The following is a 17795-nucleotide window of genomic DNA, read 5'->3' as shown; positions in this document are numbered from 1 at the left end:
GCATTGCAGGATGGAGAATGTTTGATTCTCATTTTGCATATCTACGTCGGAAGAACATAGTCCAGTTCCGCGCGGTCAGCGATTGCGGCGTATTGCGTGAAAATATCCATAAAGTCGCTCGCGACATTGGGGTCGACGTAGGCGTGAATGTAATTGATCCAGCGCGCTTGCCATTCGGTTGGAATCTCCGATTGGGGCTTGAATGGGAGTCGCCCGGTTTCGTCCAAATAACGAAGGATCGCCATCGCCTCTCGATGGTATGGTTCGCGCATGTTTGATGGACCGAAATTTCCTGATTTAAATATTTCAATGTATTGATTGCCCATCTCTGCAAGAATATCTAATTCAACGACGTTAGAGATACTAAATCCATGGTAGAGGAGCAAAAGCGCAACGAAAAGCGTTTTTTCATTTTTTGAGTTAAACGCCGTCGATCGCTGCTCCTGTGCAATTTGCGGATAACGTTCACATAGTATTTTTTGACAAATATTCGAGGGAAGGACGGAAACCGGCGAGTGCATTTTGACCGCGTATCCGAGCTTGCGGAAAGCGTCGGCGAGTTCGTCGCGCTCGGCAGGGGAGCCGTAGTCAAAATAATATTGCCACGGACTTTGGCGATTAGCGTCGGCAAGCGCCCCGCCCAAGTACCAATTGGCTGGCCGCATCATGAATGCGGGAAGGAGCCGAATCTCCAGATTGTCGGTTCCGATCATTTCGACGCGAACGATCTCCGGTATATCGGCATGGGGATAGTGTGGATCAGTGGTGCAGACGACCAAATCTGACTCGCCGCGCTCTCGCAACAAACCGTATGTCAATCGGCTTTCCTTTCCGCCGCCGAAGGAAAGCGCTGTGCCTTTTGACGGCAGCTCATAGGTGCGATCGACCACTTCACATTCGACGACGAGTTCATGGCCATATTTACGGACACGATCCGCATAAAGCTCCACGAGAGCCTGATCGACAGGAAAATCGCATGAAATCGTGATGGGCGTCGCGCGCTTTCCGCTCAGTTGCGCTGCTGTCGTGGAGGCATAATTGAGCGCGAGAAACGATCGCCAGACAGGAGCGTGCTGCAAATTATAAGGGGTTCGAATTCCAATTCGGCCGCGAAAGCTTTTGTGGGGCGAGTCCTGCTCGAGATGCATCGAGAACTCGGTTTCAAGCTCGCCGACGTCGCTGAATCGAAGCGCGCTCGTTTGAGGTCGAGGCGCGCTTATAATTTCGCTAGAGAAGGGGCGCGTCGCCGCAACCGCGCTTTGCAGGGAAAGCGGCGCGTCCTGTTTGCTCATATCGATTTCTACAAATCGTTCCGAACCGGCAAAAAGTCGTCGCACCGCGTCAAAATAGCCATTGATCCAATCGATAATATCTTTGTCGATCGCTCCAACGCCCGCGGGGAGGCCGGGAATATCCGTCTTGATAAGCCGCTGCCGAAGATCGCCGTGACTATCGATGGAAGAAAGTATTTCAGGGGCGGGGCCACTGGTCAGAACGACTTTCAAATTATTGTCGTCGACAATGCGTCTCAATAAGACGAGATCGAAATCTGGAAAAAACCCTTGTCCGTCGCGGGCCGAAGTGGCGTTGATCTGCAGCAAGCAATCGGCCTTTATGCCGTGAAGAGCTCCGAGCCCGCAACGCATATTTGTATTGATGATGTCGGCTGTCAGCACGCCGCCGATCATATAATGCGCAACCGTCCGCCCCATATCTGATAATGCGCGAGCTAATTCAAATTTCTTGTATGGAGGTATTCCAAGGATTAAAAACTTCGACTTGATCGAGTTCGCCGGCATATGGGGCTTTCTCTCAATTCTATTTTATTCGCAAATAACAAATCGCATTCAGGCCGTAAAGCCAAGTCTTTGATATAATATTGACGCCCGCTGGTTTTCGGCGGAGGCTTCTCATTGGCGGCCATGCCGCCAAAATATCGTCGGCGGCGGAAATTCGTGCGCCATCAATCCTGCAACGGGCCCCAGGCGGGATCGCTTGCATAGCCTGGCGTCGGCACCTGGACTTCCGAGCGACCGAAGACGTCGACCATATAAATTTTCGGGCCGCCGCCGCCGCCGGAGTCGCGGAAGAACATCAGGAACAGGCCGTTCGGCGCCCAGGTCGGCCCTTCATTGTGGAAGCCCTCGGTCAGGATGCGTTCGCCCGAGCCGTCGGTCTTCATCACGCCGATAGCGAAATTGCCGGCGTTCTGCTTGGTGAAGGCGATATAGTCGCCCTTGGGCGACCACACCGGCGTCGAATAACGGCCGCCGCCGAAGGAGATGCGCTTCGCCTCGCCGCCATGCGCTCCCATCACGTAAATCTGTTGCGAGCCGCCGCGATCGCTCTCGAAGACGATGCGCGCGCCGTCCGGCGAATAGGAGGGCGCGGTGTCGATAGCGCTCGTGTCGGTCAGCCGCGTCGTCGTGCGCGAGCGCAAATCCATCGTATAGAGATTGGTGGTCGAGCCTTGCGACAGCGACATGATGATTTTCTGCCCGTCGGGCGAGAAGCGCGGCGAGAAGGTCATGCCGGGAAAATTGCCCACGACCTCGCGCTGGCTGTTTTCGATATTCATCAGTAGCACTTTCGGATCGCCGTCGGCCCCGAAGGACATGTAAGTCACGTCGAGCGAGGAGGGCGAGAAGCGCGGGGTGACGACAAGCTCGTCGCCGCGCGTCAGATAGCGCACATTGGCGCCATCCTGGTCCATCATGGCGAGGCGCTTGCGGCGTCTCTCCTTGGGTCCCGTCTCGTCGACGAAGACGATGCGCGTGTCGAAAAATCCCTTCTCGCCGGTGATGCGGGTGAAGACCGCGTCGGAGAGAAGATGCGCGACGCGGCGCATATTGGCGGCTTCGGTCACATATTGCTGGCCGGCGACCTGCTCGCCCGTCGTCACGTCGAAGAGGCGGAACTCCGTCTTGAGCCTTCCGTCGGCGCCGCGCTGCGAGCGTCCCGTCAGAACGAATTGCGCATTGACCGATTTGAAGGCGTCGAGATTGGGGACGGCGTCCGGCGCGGCGGCGCTTGCCGGAAAGGCGCCGGACTCGATCGGCTTGAGAAAAACCGAGCGCTTGAAATTGTTGAGCGTCACGGCGGTCACGGTTTGCGCCGCCTCGTCGCCGACGAAGGGCGCGACCGCGATATTGATCGGCTGAAAGCCGCCGCCCTTAAGATCGATGATGCGGCCGGCGCGCGCAGGCGCGTAGGGCGCGAGCATGGCGCTCGCGAAGAGTCCGGCGGCGGCGCGGCGGGTGAAGAGACGTGTCATGGACGTGTTCTTTCAAGCATCGACGTGAAGAAAGCATGGCGCCGCATAGGGGCGAGCGATTTTGGCGGGCGCTTCATCTTCGTAGCGGGCGCTGATCGTTAGCGTTCCCTCTCCCGCGAGCAGCGCGAAGCGGGGGAAGGACAGGGAGGGGGCATTTTTCCCTCCAACAAAGCCCATCACTAATTCGAATCCTGGAAACGAATGGTGACTTCGCGCAGCGCCTCTTCGTAATAGGGCATGAATTCGGCCGGAATGCGCATCGGACTGCAGCGGCGCACCGCCTGCATCGCCTGTTCGCCGCGCGCGCGCTCGGTCGGATTCGCCGAGGCGTTGAGGAGACGCGGCCGGCCTTCGAGCTCGCCCTCGCGCGAAAGATGAAATTCGACGACCGGCGCATAGCTCTGTCCGCCGAGCGTCAGCGCCGAGGCCCAGCACGGATGATAGTGATCGTGGATATAGGCGGCGATGCGCGCCTCCATCGAGGCCGACAGTTTCGCCGCGGAGCCGGTCGGCAGGCCGAGCGCCGCCGTCTGCGCCTCTTTGCCGGTCGCCGGCTTGCGCTGGGGCGTTTCGCGGCTCAGGAGATCGGCGATGCTCGCGGCGTTGAATATCGATTTCGGCGCATTCTCCTCGCCTGACTGCGGCTTCGCTTCCTTCACCGGCTTTTCCGCAGGCTCCGCTTCCTTATTGGCGACGGGCTTCTCGTCGAGCTTCTTCTTCTCGAGCAACTTCGCCACTTCGTCCGTCTTGAGGCGCGGCTCCGCCTTGGGTTTCTCCGGCGCGGGCGTCTCCTTGGCGGTTTTTTCCGGCTTCGGCTGCGCCGGCGGCTTCTGCTTCACGACCTCGGCGTCCTGGGGCTCTTCCTTTTCGGGCTCCGGCGGCGCGGCTTTGGGCTTTGCGACGGGCTTGAGCGGCTTGTCTTCCGGCTTCGCCTGGCGCTCGGGCTTCGGCGGCAGGGCGGCGACGCGCTTGGGCGGCGTGGGCGGCGCGTCATCGGCGCTGGGCTCGGGAAGGCGCGGGGCAGGTCGGGGCGGCGCCGGCGTATCCTTCTTGGCTTCGGCGAGCGGCGGCTGCGGCTTCATCTCCGTCTCGGCGGCGACCTTGTCGACGCGCGGCGTCGGTTTGATCTCGCGCGCGGTCTTCTCGCCCTTCATGATCTGATTGAGCTGACTCTCGCTGACGACGTCGATCGGAACCATCTCGACGGCGTCGTCGAATTTACGCGCGTCGGCGAAGAGGACGAGCATGCTCAGCAGCAGTCCGGCGTGGACGACCGAAGAGACGACGAAACCGGGTTCGGAGCGCGAAATTTTCATTTCCGCTCAGCTCACTTCTTCTCCTGCTCCGTCACCAGCGCGACCTTTCTGTAGCCTGCGCTCGTGACGAGCGACATGACCTCGGCGACGCGGCCGTAGTTCACGGCCTTGGAGCCGCGCACATAGATGCGTTCGTCGAAGCCCTGTTTCGCGGCGTCCTTCAGCTTGTCGAGGAGCTGCGTCGTCTCGACCGGCTCGTCCATCAGGAACACCTGGCCCTTCTCATCGATGGCGATGGAGACGGGCTTCTGGTCGACATTGAGTGCGCCGGCCTTGGTCTGCGGCAGATCGACCGCGACCCCGGTCGCGAGCAGCGGCGCCGCCACCATGAAGATAATGAGCAGCACCAGCATGACGTCGATGAAGGGCGTCATGTTGATCTCGGCCATGGCGCCGTAGCGCGGCACGCCGCGCCGCCGCCTGCCGCCCTTGCGTCCCGGAGCCGAGAGGGAAGCGCCCATCTTTTCTCCTTAGGCCGCGCGGTCGCGATTGGAGGAGGCCGCGTGCTGATCGATCTGGCGCGACAGGATCGCGGAGAATTCGTCGGCGAAGCTCTCCATGCGCGCTTGCGCCTTGGCGACGTCGCCCTGCATCTTATTATAGGCGATAAGCGCCGGGATGGCGGCGAAGAGGCCGATGGCGGTGGCGAGCAGCGCCTCGGCGATGCCGGGCGCGACGACCGCGAGCGAGGTGTTCTTCGACGCGGCGATCGAACGGAACGACGTCATGATGCCCCAGACCGTGCCGAAGAGGCCAATGAAGGGGCCGGCCGAGGCGACCGTCGCGAGCACGAGCAGATTGGATTCGAGCTTCTCGACCTCGCGCGCGATGGAGACGTCGAGCACTTTTTCGATGCGCGCCTGAAGGCCCATGAAGGAGGAGCTGGCCCCCGTCTGAAACGAGCGTTTCCATTCGCGCATCGCCGCGACGAAAAGCGTCGCCATGCCGGTTTGCGGGCGCTCGGAGAGCTTGCTGTAAAGCTCCTCCAGCGAATTGCCGGACCAGAAGCTCTCTTCGAAACGGTCCATCGCGCGGCGCAAGCGGTTGAAGAGCAAAGTCTTGTCGATAATGATCGCCCAGCACCAGACCGACGCCGCGAGCAGGCCGATCATGACGAACTTCACGACGATATGCGCGCCCCAGAACATGCTCCATATCGTGATGTCGGCGGCGGGTGCTGCGACGGAGCTCGCGGCGATCTCGGCTGGATTCATGGTTTGTCCTTGAGTCGGCAGGCGTTCTGGGCGGCGCCGGGCTGCGACGCCCGCTCTATCGCTCACAATTTCGCCATTTGTGGGGCTGGGGTGCGCCGCACAATGAAGCATAGAGGGAAGGCGTTAACAAGCCGTATGGGTTAGGGAGTCTAAATCCGAATCATAAACTGAATGAAAACTCGGCGCCGACATAGAGCCCAAGCCGCAACTCAATCAATCGGCCGGCGCCTTGCCGGCATTAATCGCCAATTGCGCGGCGAAAGCCCGCTTATAGGCGGGCCGCGCTTCGCTGCGGGCGACATAGGCGGCCAGATTCGGATATTCGTCGAGAATGCCCGACGATTTCAACCTGAGCAGCACCGACGCCATCAACAGATCGCCAGCGCTGAACCCGCCATCTAGCCAGTCGGCGCCGCCAAGGCGAGCGGAAAGTTGCTTCAGCCGGTCGCGGACGCGATTCTCGACCAGAGGCAGGCGCTGCTTACTCCAGGGCTTGTCGCTCTCCAGAAGCCTGGCGGTTGCGAGTTCAAGGATCGGCGGCTCCACCGTGTTGAGCGCGGCGAACATCCAGGTGATCGCGCGCGCCCGGGCATTGGCGTTCTCCGGCAGCAGGCCCGCATGGCGCTCGGCGATATGGAAGATAACCGCCCCTGTCTCGAACAGGGCGAGATCGCCTTCCTCATAGGTCGGAATCTGGCCAAAAGGATGAAGCGCCAAATGCGCGGGCTCTTTCATCGCGCGAAACGAAACAAGGCGAACCTCATAAGGTTGGCCGACTTCTTCAAGCGCCCAGCGAACGCGCGTATCGCGCGCCAGTCCCGCGCCGCCATCGGGCGACCGCTCAAAGGCGGTAATGATAATGGACATGGCGACGCTCCTCCTGACGAAAATCATCGGCTGCGGGACTGGCGAGCCGTCAAGGCAAACTCACCGAGCTTTCGGCGAGGCTCTCGCCGAACGCGGCATGACGCCTTGCACTCAACGCAAGCCTAGCGCCAGTCGCCCGCGTCGGAGATAACGAAGATCGTCCAGCGTCCCCGAGGGGTTAATCGGCGAGCTTATAAATCCACCAGCCTTTATGCTGATAGACGAGCTGCAAGCCGTCGAGCCGCGCGGGATTGGACGTGGAAAAGGGCAGCAGCCGCGCGATCAATGTGTCGCCGTCGCTCTTCCTCGGGAAATAATGCAGCCGCGTCGCGCCGCCCATCGGCTCCACGGCATAGCCGCCCTCGATCCTTTCCTCGCGCAGCCATTGCTGGGCGCTCTTGATGAGGCCGTGCGAGACGCCGGCCGAAGCGAAATCCTTATAGGCGACGGCGAGACGTTCGGGCCGCGCGGCGGCGGCTTTCCACACGTCGGAAATATGCACGGCGACATAGGCTGGCTTGCCGCCCGCGAGTTCCTTGAGCTTCTCGGCGGCTTGCTTTTCGTCCGTCAGCAGCAGCGCGTCGATGAAGCGGTCGAATGTCTCGCTCGACGCCTTATCGGCGCCTGCGCCCCAGCGCGCGTGCTCCCAAGCGCGATCCCAGCCGGCGGGAAGGAGGAGGCCGCGCGCCTTGGCGTCGTCGAGCGGCGCGGCGCGCCCGGCGACAAGCTGGATGGCGCGCGAGAGATCCCACCAAGCGAGCGTGACAGCGTCTTGCGGAATATGCTCGCGGATGGCGGCGAGAACTTTCTGCGCGTCGACGGCGGAGACGTCGGCGAAGAAGATCGGCTCCGTTACTTCATTGCGCCAGACGAGCGGCGTGAGCAGGCCGGCGTCGTCGCGCGCGACAAGTCCGGTCGCGACAGGACGAAGTCTCTCAGGCGCGCGAACTTCCATTTCAAGCAGATTCTCTGGCGTCACGCCAAAGCCCGCGGCGTCCTGCAAGGCGTCCGCGGGCGCCGGCGCGAGATGCGCTTCATAGGGCCGGGCAGGGCGCGGCTTCGGCCAAACGCTCCAGGCGAGAAGCGCCGCTCCGATGAGGAGGAGCGCTGCGCCGACGATGCGCCTCACGCTTTCGACCTGTCGCGCCGCAAGAGCAGAGCCGCGCCGAGAAGGATTGCAAGGGCGCCGAGTCCCGCGGCGATGATGCGCCACGGCGCGTCGACTTCGCCGCGCCGCTCGCGCGCGATGCGATTAAGCTCGGCGCGGATTTCCGCCGCTTCGCGCAGCTTTATATCCTCGTCGTTGATCTTCGCCGCGCTCTTGATGAGCTGCGACCAGCCGTCGGTATAGGTGTAGCCGCCGGGGTTGGCGTGGGCGAGCGCCTTATAATGCTTGATCTTGTGGTGCTCCCACATTTCGGCGAACTCATATTCGACGGCTGAGGGATTATTGCCCTTCTGCCAGAAGAGCTGGAAGAAAGCGCCGGCGTCGTCCTTCTCGGGCGCGGGCGGGGCGGGGCGGTTCGTCTTCTGCCCCGGCAGCAGCCTGTCGGCGTAGAGCTTCACCAGCACGCTGCGCGCTTCCTCGGTGATCTTCACGCCGGAGATGATTCCCTTGTCCATATCGTCGAGATAGGCGCGCGCGAAACGGTCGGAATGGCAGTTGGCGCAGGTCGAGACCCACGCTTCCTTGCGCTTCACGAACCAGGGATGGTTGAGATTGTCGGCGATCTTCGGCGTCGGCTCGAAAGCCCAGCGCGCCTTGCGCACCATATTATGCGAGAACTTGCCCTCATATTCCATATGGCAGAACTGGCAGGTGGGCGCATTCTGATTGTCCTTCTCCATCGCGTCGGCGAGGCGGACGTTCCAGTCCCATGCGTCGCCGCGCGTCTGATAGATCGTGCCATGTTTCGAGAGCATGTAGTTCTCGAATTCATTGTGATCGACGCCATTGTGGCAGATGGCGCAGGCCTGCGGCTTGCGCGCCTGAACGGTCGAGAATTCATGGCGCGTATGGCATGAATTGCAGGTCGTCTGCGGCGTGTGGCAGAAGGTGCAGCCTTCGGCCACCTCGCGCTGCTCCATCGCCGCCCAGACGGCGTTCTCAACATTGGCCTTATAGGAGAGCGCATGCGACGGATGGCCCGGCGCCCATTGGTCCTGCGGCCAAGTATAGGTGTCGCGCTCCGATTCGCGCTCGGCGAATTGCTGCACATGGCATTGGCCGCAGGCGGCGGCGTCCGGCATTTTCAGATCGGCGTTGTGCTGGCCGTGATCCTTGCCGACGCCCATGTGGCAGTCGATGCAACCGACTTCCTTGAGCGTGTCGCCCGCCTTCAGCGTTCCCATGGAGCGCAGATTATTCTCGACCCCCTCGATCATCGCCTTCTTATAGGCGCGCGAATCCGAGTCCGGCAGTTTGCGGATGTCATCGAGATTGCCGTGAACGCTCTTTTGCCAGCTATGCGTCCAGCCCGGCGTCACTTGGTTGTGGCATTCGACGCATTGCCCGCGCTGCGCGTCGATGTCGATCGTCTGCGGCGGCTGATAGAAATCGTGCGGATTGAGATATTTCGAAATCGGAATCGGCTCCCAATATTTCGAAAGAGAGCCTTTGCCGGCGCCTTGCGCCTCGTCGTAATAGCGCTTCGTCAGCGCGTCATAGAGCTGCTTGGGCGAGGCGGTCTTCGCGAGGCCGAGCGCCTTGTAGGTTTCGTCCGGCGTCTCCGCAAAAGCGGGCGCGCAGAGGGCAAAGGTCATGGCGAAGGCGAAGATCCGCGCGAGACGCGCCGCATAATGAAAAACCTTTTTCAAATACGACATGCTCTCGATCGCCCCTTGCCTTCTGGCTGCATTGTCAGCGCGGGAGCGACGAGCGCAAAGGGCCACAGACGGCCCCGCCAATAAGGCCACCCGTTCCCCTATGGCTCGTCAAGCGGCGCGGCGATGCTAAATGAAGAGTCATGGCGACATATTCCTCTCCTTCCGCTTTGAGAACCGCCGAGGCTCCGCCCGGCATGCGCCTTTACGCGATCGGCGACGTTCACGGCCGCGCCGACCTTCTGCATGTTCTTGCCGAAGCGATCGCCGAAGACATGGCGGCGCGCCGCTGCGAACAGGCCGTCACCGTTTTTGTCGGGGATTATGTCGACCGCGGACTCGGCTCGAACGGCGTTTTGAAGCGGCTGTCCGCCGGAAATTTCCCGACGCCGATCGTCACCCTGCGCGGCAATCATGAAGAAACGATGCTGCGCTTCCTTGACGACGCCGAGACGCTCGACGCATGGGCGGTCAATGGCGGGCTGACGACGCTCCATTCTTATGGAGTCGACGCCGGCGAGGAGTTCGCGCAAGGCGGGGCGGCGCGCGTTCGCGAGAAGTTTCTCGCGCATTTTCCGCAGGAGCATCGCCGCTTTCTCGAAGAGACGCCGCTTTGGGCGGAATATGGCGGCTATTTCTTCTGCCATGCCGGCGTGCGCCGCAGCGCGCCGCTGCATCGGCAGGACCCGTATGATCTCTTGTGGATTCGCGAGGGATTTCTCGACTGCGGCGAGTCGTTCGGCAAGGTGATCGTGCATGGGCATACCCCGCATCGCGACGTCGAGGATTTGCCGAATCGAATCAATCTCGACACGCATGCGTTCAAGTCTGGCGTCTTGACCGCGGCGGCGCTGGAGGGTTTTGAGCGGCGGTTTATTCAGACCGCGTAAGGCGCGCGGCGCGTCAGCCGACGCGCAGCTCAAAGGCGTTTTCGAGATGGCGCGGGAATTTCCCCGGCGCGACGAAAATCGCGTCGGCGCGCAAAGTGTAATTGATCGCCCAGGGGTTGGCGGCGAGCCAGCGGCCCGCCGCCTGCGAAAAGCGGCGCTGTTTTTGCGGGGTGATGGCGATGGCGGCGTTGTCGAGATCGCCGCGCGCCTTCACCTCGACGAAGACGATGGTGTGGCCGCGCCGCGCAACGATATCGACCTCGCCGCCATGGGCGCGAAAATTACGCGCGAGAATTTTATAGAAGCGCGCGCGCAGCCACAGCGTCGCGACGGTCTCGGCGCGCAGGCCATAGGCATAGGCGGCGCGGCGGGCGCGGTTCTGCTCCATCGCTTGTCTCAAGAAAGGGCGCGCTTCCTTCTCCCTTGGGGAGAAGGTGGCCCGGCGAAGCCGGGTCGGAGAAGGGGTTACAATATTGATCGGCTGATTGTTACCCCTCACCCGGCTGCTTCGCAGCCACCCTCTCCCGTGGGAGAGGGGCGCCTATCCTGCTTCTAGACGGGGGAGGGTAAATTACGTCCACTCACTTCCCCCGTCCGGCCGCAAGCTCCAGCGCCCGCGCATAGACCTGCCGGCGCGGCTGGCCGGTCGCGGCGGAGACGACGCTCGCCGCGTCCTTCACCGAATGCGCCGTCAGCGCCTCTTCGATCCTTGAATCGAGCTCCGCGGCCGCGACTTGCGCCGCGCCTTCCGCCGGGGGCGCGACAAGCAGCACGATCTCGCCTTTGGGCGGCTCCTCGCTCGCGAGCGCCCGGGCAAGCTCGTCGAGCGCGCCGCGCCGGACGGACTCGTATATCTTCGTTAATTCGCGGGCGACGGCGGCGTCGCGCGGGCCGAGCACGGCGGCGCAATCCGAAAGCGTCTCGGCGAGCCGGCGCGGACTTTCGAAAAACACCAGCGTGCCGGGAATATCCGCAAGCTCGGCGAGCCGCGCGCGGCGCGGCCCGCTTTTATGCGGCAGAAAGCCCTCGAAGAAGAAGCGGTCGGTCGGCAGGCCCGCCACCACCAGCGCCGCGAGAACGGCGGAAGGGCCAGGGACGGAAGTGACGTGCACGCCCTTCTCCAGCGCCTCCTGCACCAGCTTGAAGCCGGGATCGGAGACAAGCGGCGTGCCGGCGTCGGAAACGAGGGCCAGCGTCGCCCCGGCTTCGAGCCGGGCGAGGAGATGCGGACGAATCACCTTGGCGTTATGCTCGTGATAGGCGACGAGCGGCGTCGAAATCCCGTAATGCGCGAGCAGCGTCTTGGTGACGCGGGTATCCTCGGCCACGACGGCGTCGGCGGCGGCGAGCGTCGAGAGCGCCCGGAAGGAAATATCCTTCAGATTGCCGATGGGAGTCGCGACAAGGTGAAGGCCCGGCTCGATTCTCTCCGCCTCGGCGCGCAGGCCGAAGGCGGCGTAGCTTCCCGCGGGCGCGGCGTCGGCGTCATTGGTCATTTGCTCACCACGGGTCTATCTGTTCTTTTTAAGATACTATGTGTTCGTTTAACAGGACAAGCGCCAGTTTCGGCATAAAGCCGCAATTCTTCCAAATGGACCGTCTATTGACTTTCGGCTAGGTAGACGGACCTTTAGCGCGTCGTCAGGCGCGCCAAAATGGGTTCTATGGGCGCAGGGGGTTTCTCTATGCCGGTTTTCATAGCTCTCGCGCGGGCGCGCGCATGGCGCTCGGCCTGGAGCGCGGGTTGGGGCGCTTCCGTCGTAAAGCGCGCGGCGCTTGTCGGCTGCGCGGCGGCGCTCGCCGCCTGCCATCCCGGCAATTTGCCGGGCGCGCCCGGCGCGCGCGATTTGAAGCTCTCCGGCTCGACCGACGCCGCGCCCGCCGAAAATGAAGCCATTGGCAATGGCGCGGTGAAGATCGGCCTGATCGTGCCTTTGACGGGTCCGTCCGGACCTTCTTCCGTCGGCGCCTCGCTGCGCAACGCAGCCAAGCTCGCCTATGCCGACAGCGGCGCCAATGACGTGACCATTCTCGTCAAAGACGACCGCTCCACCCCGGCGGGCGCGGCGGCGGCGACGCAGGCCGCGATCAATGAGGGGGCGGAGATCATCCTCGGGCCGGTCTTCGGGGCCGGCGTGAAGGAAGCGAGCCGCGTCGCCCGCGCCGCCAACAAGCCGATGATCGCTTTTTCCACCGACGCCTCGGCGGCGACGCGCGGCAGCTATCTCCTCTCCTTCCCCGTCGAGGGCTATGTCGATCGCGGCGTGAATTTCGCCTCGCAGCGCGGCAAAAAGTCCATCGCCGCGCTTGTCCCCGAAAATGACTACGGCACGGTAGCGATGGCGCAGTTCCAGCAGAGCGCCGCGAATTACGGCGTTCGCGTGCCGGTGATCGAGCGCTACAAGCCCGGCGCGCCGGCGGACTCGGTCAAGCGCCTCGCGGCCGCGCGCGATCAGTTCGACGCGCTTTTCATTCCCGAGCAGGCCGAGGCGATGACCGCCGTGTCGAAGGAGCTGGTCGCCAATGGCATCGACTCCAAGAAGGTGCAGATTTTCGGCACGGGCCTCTGGAACGACGCGCGCACGCTGAGCCTGCCGGCGCTGCAAGGCGCCTGGTTCACGGCGCCCGAGAACGCCGGCTTCAACGCCTTCGCGCAGCGCTATAAGGCGAAATACGGGGCCGATCCGGCGCGCGTCGCGACGCTCGCCTATGACGCCGTGTCGCTCGCCATCGCGCTGTCGCGCTCGCAGGGCTCGCAACGCTATTCGGAAAATGTGCTGACCAATCCGTCGGGCTTCAACGGCGCCGACGGCGTCTTCCGCTTCCGCTCTGACGGCGGCAATGATCGCGGCCTGTCGGTGCTCGAGATCGGCGGCGGCGCCGCCAAGATCATCTCGCCCGCGCCGCGCAATTTTACGGGCAACGGGGCGTAAGAATTCGCCCTCATCCTGAGGAGCGCCCGCAAGTCGGGTTTACCCGACTTGCGAATTTAAGGTCGATCTCGGGCAGGCCCGAGATCGAAGGCGACGTCTCGAAGGACGAGGGCGAATTTCAAGAACGTCCGGATTTCCTCGTCCTTCGAGACGCAAGCTTCGCTTGCTCCTCAGGATGAGGAAATCCTTCACGCCGCTCCTGTCTCTCCCGCGATCTTGCCGAAATCGGCGACGCCCGTCATCACGCGGCGCAGCTCGGCGAGCAGGCGCAGGCGGTTGAGGCGCAGATCGGCGTTCTCCGCGTTGACCGTCACATCGTCGAAAAAGGCGTCGACCGGCGCGCGCAGCTTCGAGAGCGCGCGCATGGCGCCGGCGAAATCTTCTTGCTTCAGATGTTCGGCGGTCTCTTCGCGCGCGCGGGCGATGGCGGCGGCGAGCTTATGCTCCTGCGGCTCGATGCGCAGGTTGGGCGCGTGGCGCTGCGCATAGGCGTCCGGCCCGTCCTTCTTCTCCTCGATCTTGAGAATATTGACGGCGCGGCGATAACCGCTGAGCAGGTTTTTGCCGTCGTCGGTGGAGAGGAATTTGTCGAGCGCCTCGACCTTGCGCGTGATCATGAGCAGATCGTCCTGTAGCGGCGCCTGCTCCGCTCCCCCCTGCGGGGAGGGGCTAGGGGCTTCAGCTTCCGCAACAGCCCCGAGCGCCGCATCTATCAGATCGTATCGCGCCCCCTTGTCGCGCAAGTAGACCTTGAGGCGATCGACGAAAAATTCGAGGAGCGCAGACGCTGTCTCATCTATGAAGAAGCGGAAACGTTCATGCTCAAGAAAGGTTGGCTCATTTGGATGATCGGGGTTTTCTGGAATTAAGTTACTTCCAAGGTGTGTCACCATTTCTTCTGCGACGTCTTCTCGGCCAGTTGCTGAATCTACTTCCGAAGCGAGAGTGTGAGCTTTTCTAATGAAAATGCTCTGCTGCGTTTCCATAATTCGAGCGTGAGTGATTCGGACGATGGGAAGTAACGTAAGCCGCAACTCATTCTCGAGCACGATCCTGATCACGCCCAGCGCCGCTCTTCTCAGCGCATAGGGGTCCTTGCTTCCCGTCGGCTTCTCGTCGATCGCCCAGAAGCCGACGAGCGTGTCGAGCTTGTCGGCGAGCGCCACCGCGATCGATACGGGATCGGTCGGGATGCGGTCGCTCGGTCCCTGCGGCTTGTAATGTTCTTCGCAGGCGGCGGCGACGCTCGCGTCCTCGCCCTGCGCCGCTGCGTAATAGCGGCCCATCAGCCCCTGCAGCTCGGGAAATTCGCCGACCATTTCGGAGACGAGATCGGCCTTGCAGAGCGTCGCCCCGCGTTCCGCCTTTTCAGCGTCGGCGCCGACGATCGGCGCAAGCTCTTTCGCCAGCGCCGCTATGCGCTTCACCCGCTCGCCCTGCGTCCCGAGCTTTTCATGGAAGACGATGTTGTCGAGCTTCGGCAGCCGCTCTTCGAGCCTCAATTTGAGATCGGTCTCGTAAAAGAACTTCGCGTCCGAGAGCCGCGCGGCGATGACGCGCTCATTGCCGGCGACGACCGTTTCGCCGCCGTCGCTGGCTTCTATGTTCGAGACGAGGATGAAGCGGTTGGTGAGCGCGTCATCCTTGCGTAGCACGAAGCACTTCTGATTCACCCTGATCGTGGCGCGGATCACTTCCGGCGGAATGGCGAGGAAACTCTCGTCGAACCTGCCCATCAGCGTCACGGGCCATTCGACGAGCCCGGCGACTTCCTCGAGCAGCGCGGGGTCTTCGACAAGCTCCAGCCCCTGCGCGAAGGCGAGGTCCTTGGCGTCATGGAGAATGATGTCGCGCCGGCGCGCCGGATCGATCACGACCTTCGCGCGGTCGAGCGAGAGTGCATAATCCTCGAAACGCTTCGCCCGGATCGGCTGCGGCGCCAGGAAGCGATGGCCATAGGTCGTATCGCCCGAGATAATTCCGTCGACCTCGAAGCGCACGATGTCGGGCGCCTCGGTCTCCGGCCCGAAGGTCGCGACGATGGAATGGAGCGGGCGCACCCAGCGCAGCGAATCCGTGCGCTCGGAAGCCGCGCCCCAGCGCATCGACTTCGGCCAGGGAAAGCTCTTGACGATCGCCGGCAGAATGTCGGCGAGCACGTCGATGGTTTGCGCGCCCGCGCGTTCGATGACCGCGAGATAAAACTCGGCGCCCTTCTTGTCCTTCTCGATCCTCGCCTGGTCGAGCGCGGCGAGGCCGGCGCTTTTGAGAAAGCCGGCGATGGCCGCTTCCGGCGCGCCGACGCGCGGCCCCTTGCGCTCCTCGCGCAGATCCGGCTGGCGCGAAGGCAGGCCGACGATTTGCAGCGCGAGGCGGCGCGGCGTGGCGTAGGCGGCCGCGCCCTCATAGGCGAGGCCGCGGTCGACGAGCGCGTTGGTGACGAGGCGCTTGAGGTCGTCCGCCGCCTGCCGCTGCATGCGCGCCGGAATTTCTTCGGAAAAGAGTTCGAGAAGGAGGTCGGACATCGCGCTTGGTTGCTCTGCGCCTCATTCCCCTCCCCCCGCTTGCGGCGGGGAGGGGCTAGGGGTGGGGGGCTCTAGCGCTTGGTAGAGCGCGGCGCAGATCGTGTCCACAACGCTTTCAAGATCGCGCAGAACTTCGTGATTCCAAAACCGCAGCACAGGATAGCCGGTTGTCTCAAGAAAGCGCGTCCGCTTTTCGTCACGCAGGCGTTCATCATCGAAACCATGTTGCGCGCCGTCTATCTCGACGACGATGCGCGTGCGATGACACGCGAAATCCGCGAAATAGGGGCCGATCGGGTCCTGTCGGGGGACGGCCCCGATTTCAAGCTGTCTGAGCTGCGTCCAGAGGTTGCGTTCTGCCGGCGTCGCTTCGCGTCGCAGTCTTCGAGCACGCGGCGTTCGAGGGTCTGAACGATCCGTTTTGTCGTTCATTTGGCCCCCCACCCCTAACGCCTCCCCGCCGCAGGCGGGGGGAGGGGAATGCAACGCCTCAGGCGATTTCCTTCTCCGCCGGGATCGGCGCGTCGAGCAGAAATTTCTCGACTTCGAGCGCGGCCATGCAGCCGAGGCCCGCCGCCGTCACGGCCTGTCGATAGACTTCGTCGGCGACGTCGCCGGCCGCAAAGACGCCCGGAATATTGGTGCGGGTCGTTCCGGGCTCGACGGCGATGTAGCCCGAGGGCTTCATCGTCAACTGCCCGCGAAACAGTTCCGAAGCCGGCGAATGGCCGATGGCGACGAAGACGCCGTCGACGGCAAGCTCATGCGTCGCGCCGGTCGAGACGTTTTTGAGCCGCGCGCCGGTGACGCTCGGCGGATTTTCGTCGCCGACGATTTCGTCGATCACATGGTTGAACAGCACGGAAATATTTTTCTGGGCGAGCAGCCGCTGCACGAGGACCCGCTCGCTGCGGAATTCGTCGCGACGATGCACGATGGTCACATGCTCGGCGAGATTGGACAGGTAGAGCGCCTCCTCCACCGCCGTATTGCCGCCGCCGACCACGATGACCTTCTTGCCGCGAAAGAAGAATCCGTCGCAGGTCGCGCAGGCGGAGACGCCGAAGCCCTTGAACTTCTCCTCGCTGGGGAGGCCCAGCCATTTCGCCTTGGCGCCCGTCGCGACGATGAGCGCGTCGCATGTATAGGTCCTGCCGCTGTCGCCGACGAGCGTGAACGGCCGCTTGTCGAGCCGCGCCTCGACGATATGGTCGGAGACGAGCTTCGCGCCGACGTGCTCGGCCTGCTGGCGCATCTGCTCCATGAGCCAGGGACCTTGGATCGGCTCGGCGAAGCCCGGATAATTCTCGACGTCCGTGGTGATCATCAATTGGCCGCCCTGGTCGAAGCCGGCGATCAGCACGGGTTCGAGCAGTGCGCGGGCCGTGTAGATGGCGGCGGTATAGCCCGCCGGCCCGGAGCCGACGATGATGACGCGAGCGTGTAGGGGAGCGTTGTCGCCTGACGGCATGGCGTGGCCTCGTTAAGAAAACAGGCCCAATCTAGTCATTATCTGCTGCGCCGCAACAGTGTCGCCAAGGCTTCGCCCAAACTGAAACGCCCTCCCGTCGCCGGGAGGGCGCTTGTCGAGAAACCATCTTATCACCAGCCGCCCCAGCCCCAGCCGGCGCCCCAACCGCCGCCCCAGCCATTGTAGCCAGCGCCGCTATAGTTCCAGCCGTCGCAGACATTCACCCATTGGCGCCGCCAGCCCCAACTGGTCCAGACGCGGCGCAAGCGATAACAGCTGTCGCCATAGTAGCCGGCGTTGGAGTAATAGGGCCAACCCCAGCCAAGGCCCGCGCCGGCGAGGCCTGCGCCGTACCAGGGCCAGGCGCCGCCCCAATAGGCGCGCCGGTAATAGGGCCGCCAGGGGCGATTATAACCCCAGCCGCCCCCCCAAGGACGGCCGCCCCAGCCGCCGCCCCAATGACGGCCGCCCCAACCGCCGCC

General features: G+C 63.0%; 15 protein-coding genes and 1 pseudogene. 2 read left to right on the top strand and 14 right to left on the bottom strand.

What is annotated here, in order from left to right:
- Positions 1-41 precede the first annotated feature (41 nt).
- The 8 genes from V3H18_RS12520 to V3H18_RS12485 all read right to left on the bottom strand — a co-directional run bounded on the left by V3H18_RS12520 (position 42) and on the right by V3H18_RS12485 (position 9497).
- Entirely contained in the window at positions 42-1799 is a 1758-nt protein-coding gene (locus tag V3H18_RS12520) for a hypothetical protein (protein WP_332082405.1), read from the bottom strand.
- Between the two features lie 164 nt (positions 1800-1963).
- Positions 1964-3274: a Tol-Pal system beta propeller repeat protein TolB gene (tolB, locus tag V3H18_RS12515; protein ID WP_332082404.1), complete on the bottom strand. Its 1311-nt coding sequence runs from the start codon at positions 3272-3274 to the stop codon at positions 1964-1966.
- 179 nt (positions 3275-3453) lie between these two features.
- Positions 3454-4590, bottom strand: a complete 1137-nt coding sequence (locus V3H18_RS12510; protein ID WP_332082403.1) for a cell envelope biogenesis protein TolA — start codon at positions 4588-4590, stop codon at positions 3454-3456.
- Positions 4591-4601: 11 nt separating this feature from the next.
- Positions 4602-5051, bottom strand: coding sequence for an ExbD/TolR family protein (locus tag V3H18_RS12505; RefSeq protein ID WP_332082402.1), 450 nt, complete (start codon positions 5049-5051; stop codon positions 4602-4604).
- Between the two features lie 9 nt (positions 5052-5060).
- Complete coding sequence (gene tolQ, locus V3H18_RS12500; RefSeq protein WP_332082401.1) at positions 5061-5804, bottom strand: protein TolQ; 744 nt, start codon at positions 5802-5804, stop codon at positions 5061-5063.
- Between the two features lie 213 nt (positions 5805-6017).
- Positions 6018-6671: a glutathione S-transferase family protein gene (locus tag V3H18_RS12495; RefSeq protein WP_332082400.1), complete on the bottom strand. Its 654-nt coding sequence runs from the start codon at positions 6669-6671 to the stop codon at positions 6018-6020.
- A 178-nt stretch (positions 6672-6849) separates the two neighbouring features.
- Positions 6850-7800: a hydroxylamine oxidation protein HaoB gene (haoB, locus tag V3H18_RS12490; protein WP_332082399.1), complete on the bottom strand. Its 951-nt coding sequence runs from the start codon at positions 7798-7800 to the stop codon at positions 6850-6852.
- Positions 7797-9497 (bottom strand): multiheme c-type cytochrome, encoded by a 1701-nt coding sequence (locus V3H18_RS12485; protein ID WP_332082398.1) that lies wholly within the window; start codon positions 9495-9497, stop codon positions 7797-7799. Before V3H18_RS12485 ends, haoB begins: the two co-directional genes overlap by 4 nt.
- 140 nt (positions 9498-9637) lie before the next feature.
- Between V3H18_RS12485 and V3H18_RS12480 the strand changes: the two genes are divergently transcribed.
- Complete coding sequence (locus tag V3H18_RS12480; protein ID WP_332082397.1) at positions 9638-10384, top strand: metallophosphoesterase; 747 nt, start codon at positions 9638-9640, stop codon at positions 10382-10384.
- Positions 10385-10397: 13 nt separating this feature from the next.
- On the opposite strand, the gene V3H18_RS12475 is transcribed toward V3H18_RS12480, so the two are convergent.
- Together V3H18_RS12475 and rsmI are read right to left on the bottom strand one after the other, a co-directional pair.
- Positions 10398-10784 (bottom strand): YraN family protein, encoded by a 387-nt coding sequence (locus V3H18_RS12475; protein ID WP_408631784.1) that lies wholly within the window; start codon positions 10782-10784, stop codon positions 10398-10400.
- A gap of 181 nt (positions 10785-10965) precedes the next feature.
- Positions 10966-11880: a 16S rRNA (cytidine(1402)-2'-O)-methyltransferase gene (gene rsmI, locus V3H18_RS12470; RefSeq protein ID WP_332082396.1), complete on the bottom strand. Its 915-nt coding sequence runs from the start codon at positions 11878-11880 to the stop codon at positions 10966-10968.
- A gap of 189 nt (positions 11881-12069) precedes the next feature.
- On the opposite strand from rsmI, the gene V3H18_RS12465 reads away from it, so the two are divergent.
- Entirely contained in the window at positions 12070-13317 is a 1248-nt protein-coding gene (locus tag V3H18_RS12465) for a penicillin-binding protein activator (RefSeq protein ID WP_408631783.1), read from the top strand.
- Between the two features lie 188 nt (positions 13318-13505).
- On the opposite strand, the gene glyS is transcribed toward V3H18_RS12465, so the two are convergent.
- The 4 genes and pseudogenes from glyS to V3H18_RS12445 all read right to left on the bottom strand — a co-directional run.
- On the bottom strand, positions 13506-15842 hold the full coding sequence (glyS, locus tag V3H18_RS12460) for a glycine--tRNA ligase subunit beta (RefSeq protein ID WP_332082395.1): 2337 nt from the start codon (positions 15840-15842) through the stop codon (positions 13506-13508).
- 21 nt (positions 15843-15863) lie between these two features.
- Entirely contained in the window at positions 15864-16274 is a 411-nt protein-coding gene (locus V3H18_RS12455; RefSeq protein ID WP_332082394.1) for an endonuclease domain-containing protein, read from the bottom strand.
- A 58-nt stretch (positions 16275-16332) separates the two neighbouring features.
- Positions 16333-17313 (bottom strand): thioredoxin-disulfide reductase, encoded by a 981-nt coding sequence (trxB, locus tag V3H18_RS12450; protein ID WP_332082393.1) that lies wholly within the window; start codon positions 17311-17313, stop codon positions 16333-16335.
- A 131-nt stretch (positions 17314-17444) separates the two neighbouring features.
- A pseudogene (locus V3H18_RS12445) lies at positions 17445-17795 on the bottom strand (hypothetical protein); the annotation flags it as partial.

The sequence above is a fragment of the Methylocystis borbori genome (assembly GCF_036576025.1).
Taxonomy (GTDB): domain Bacteria; phylum Pseudomonadota; class Alphaproteobacteria; order Rhizobiales; family Beijerinckiaceae; genus Methylocystis; species Methylocystis borbori.
The sequence above is the reverse complement of the archived record's forward strand: the minus strand, read 5'-3'. Positions and strand labels throughout refer to the sequence as shown.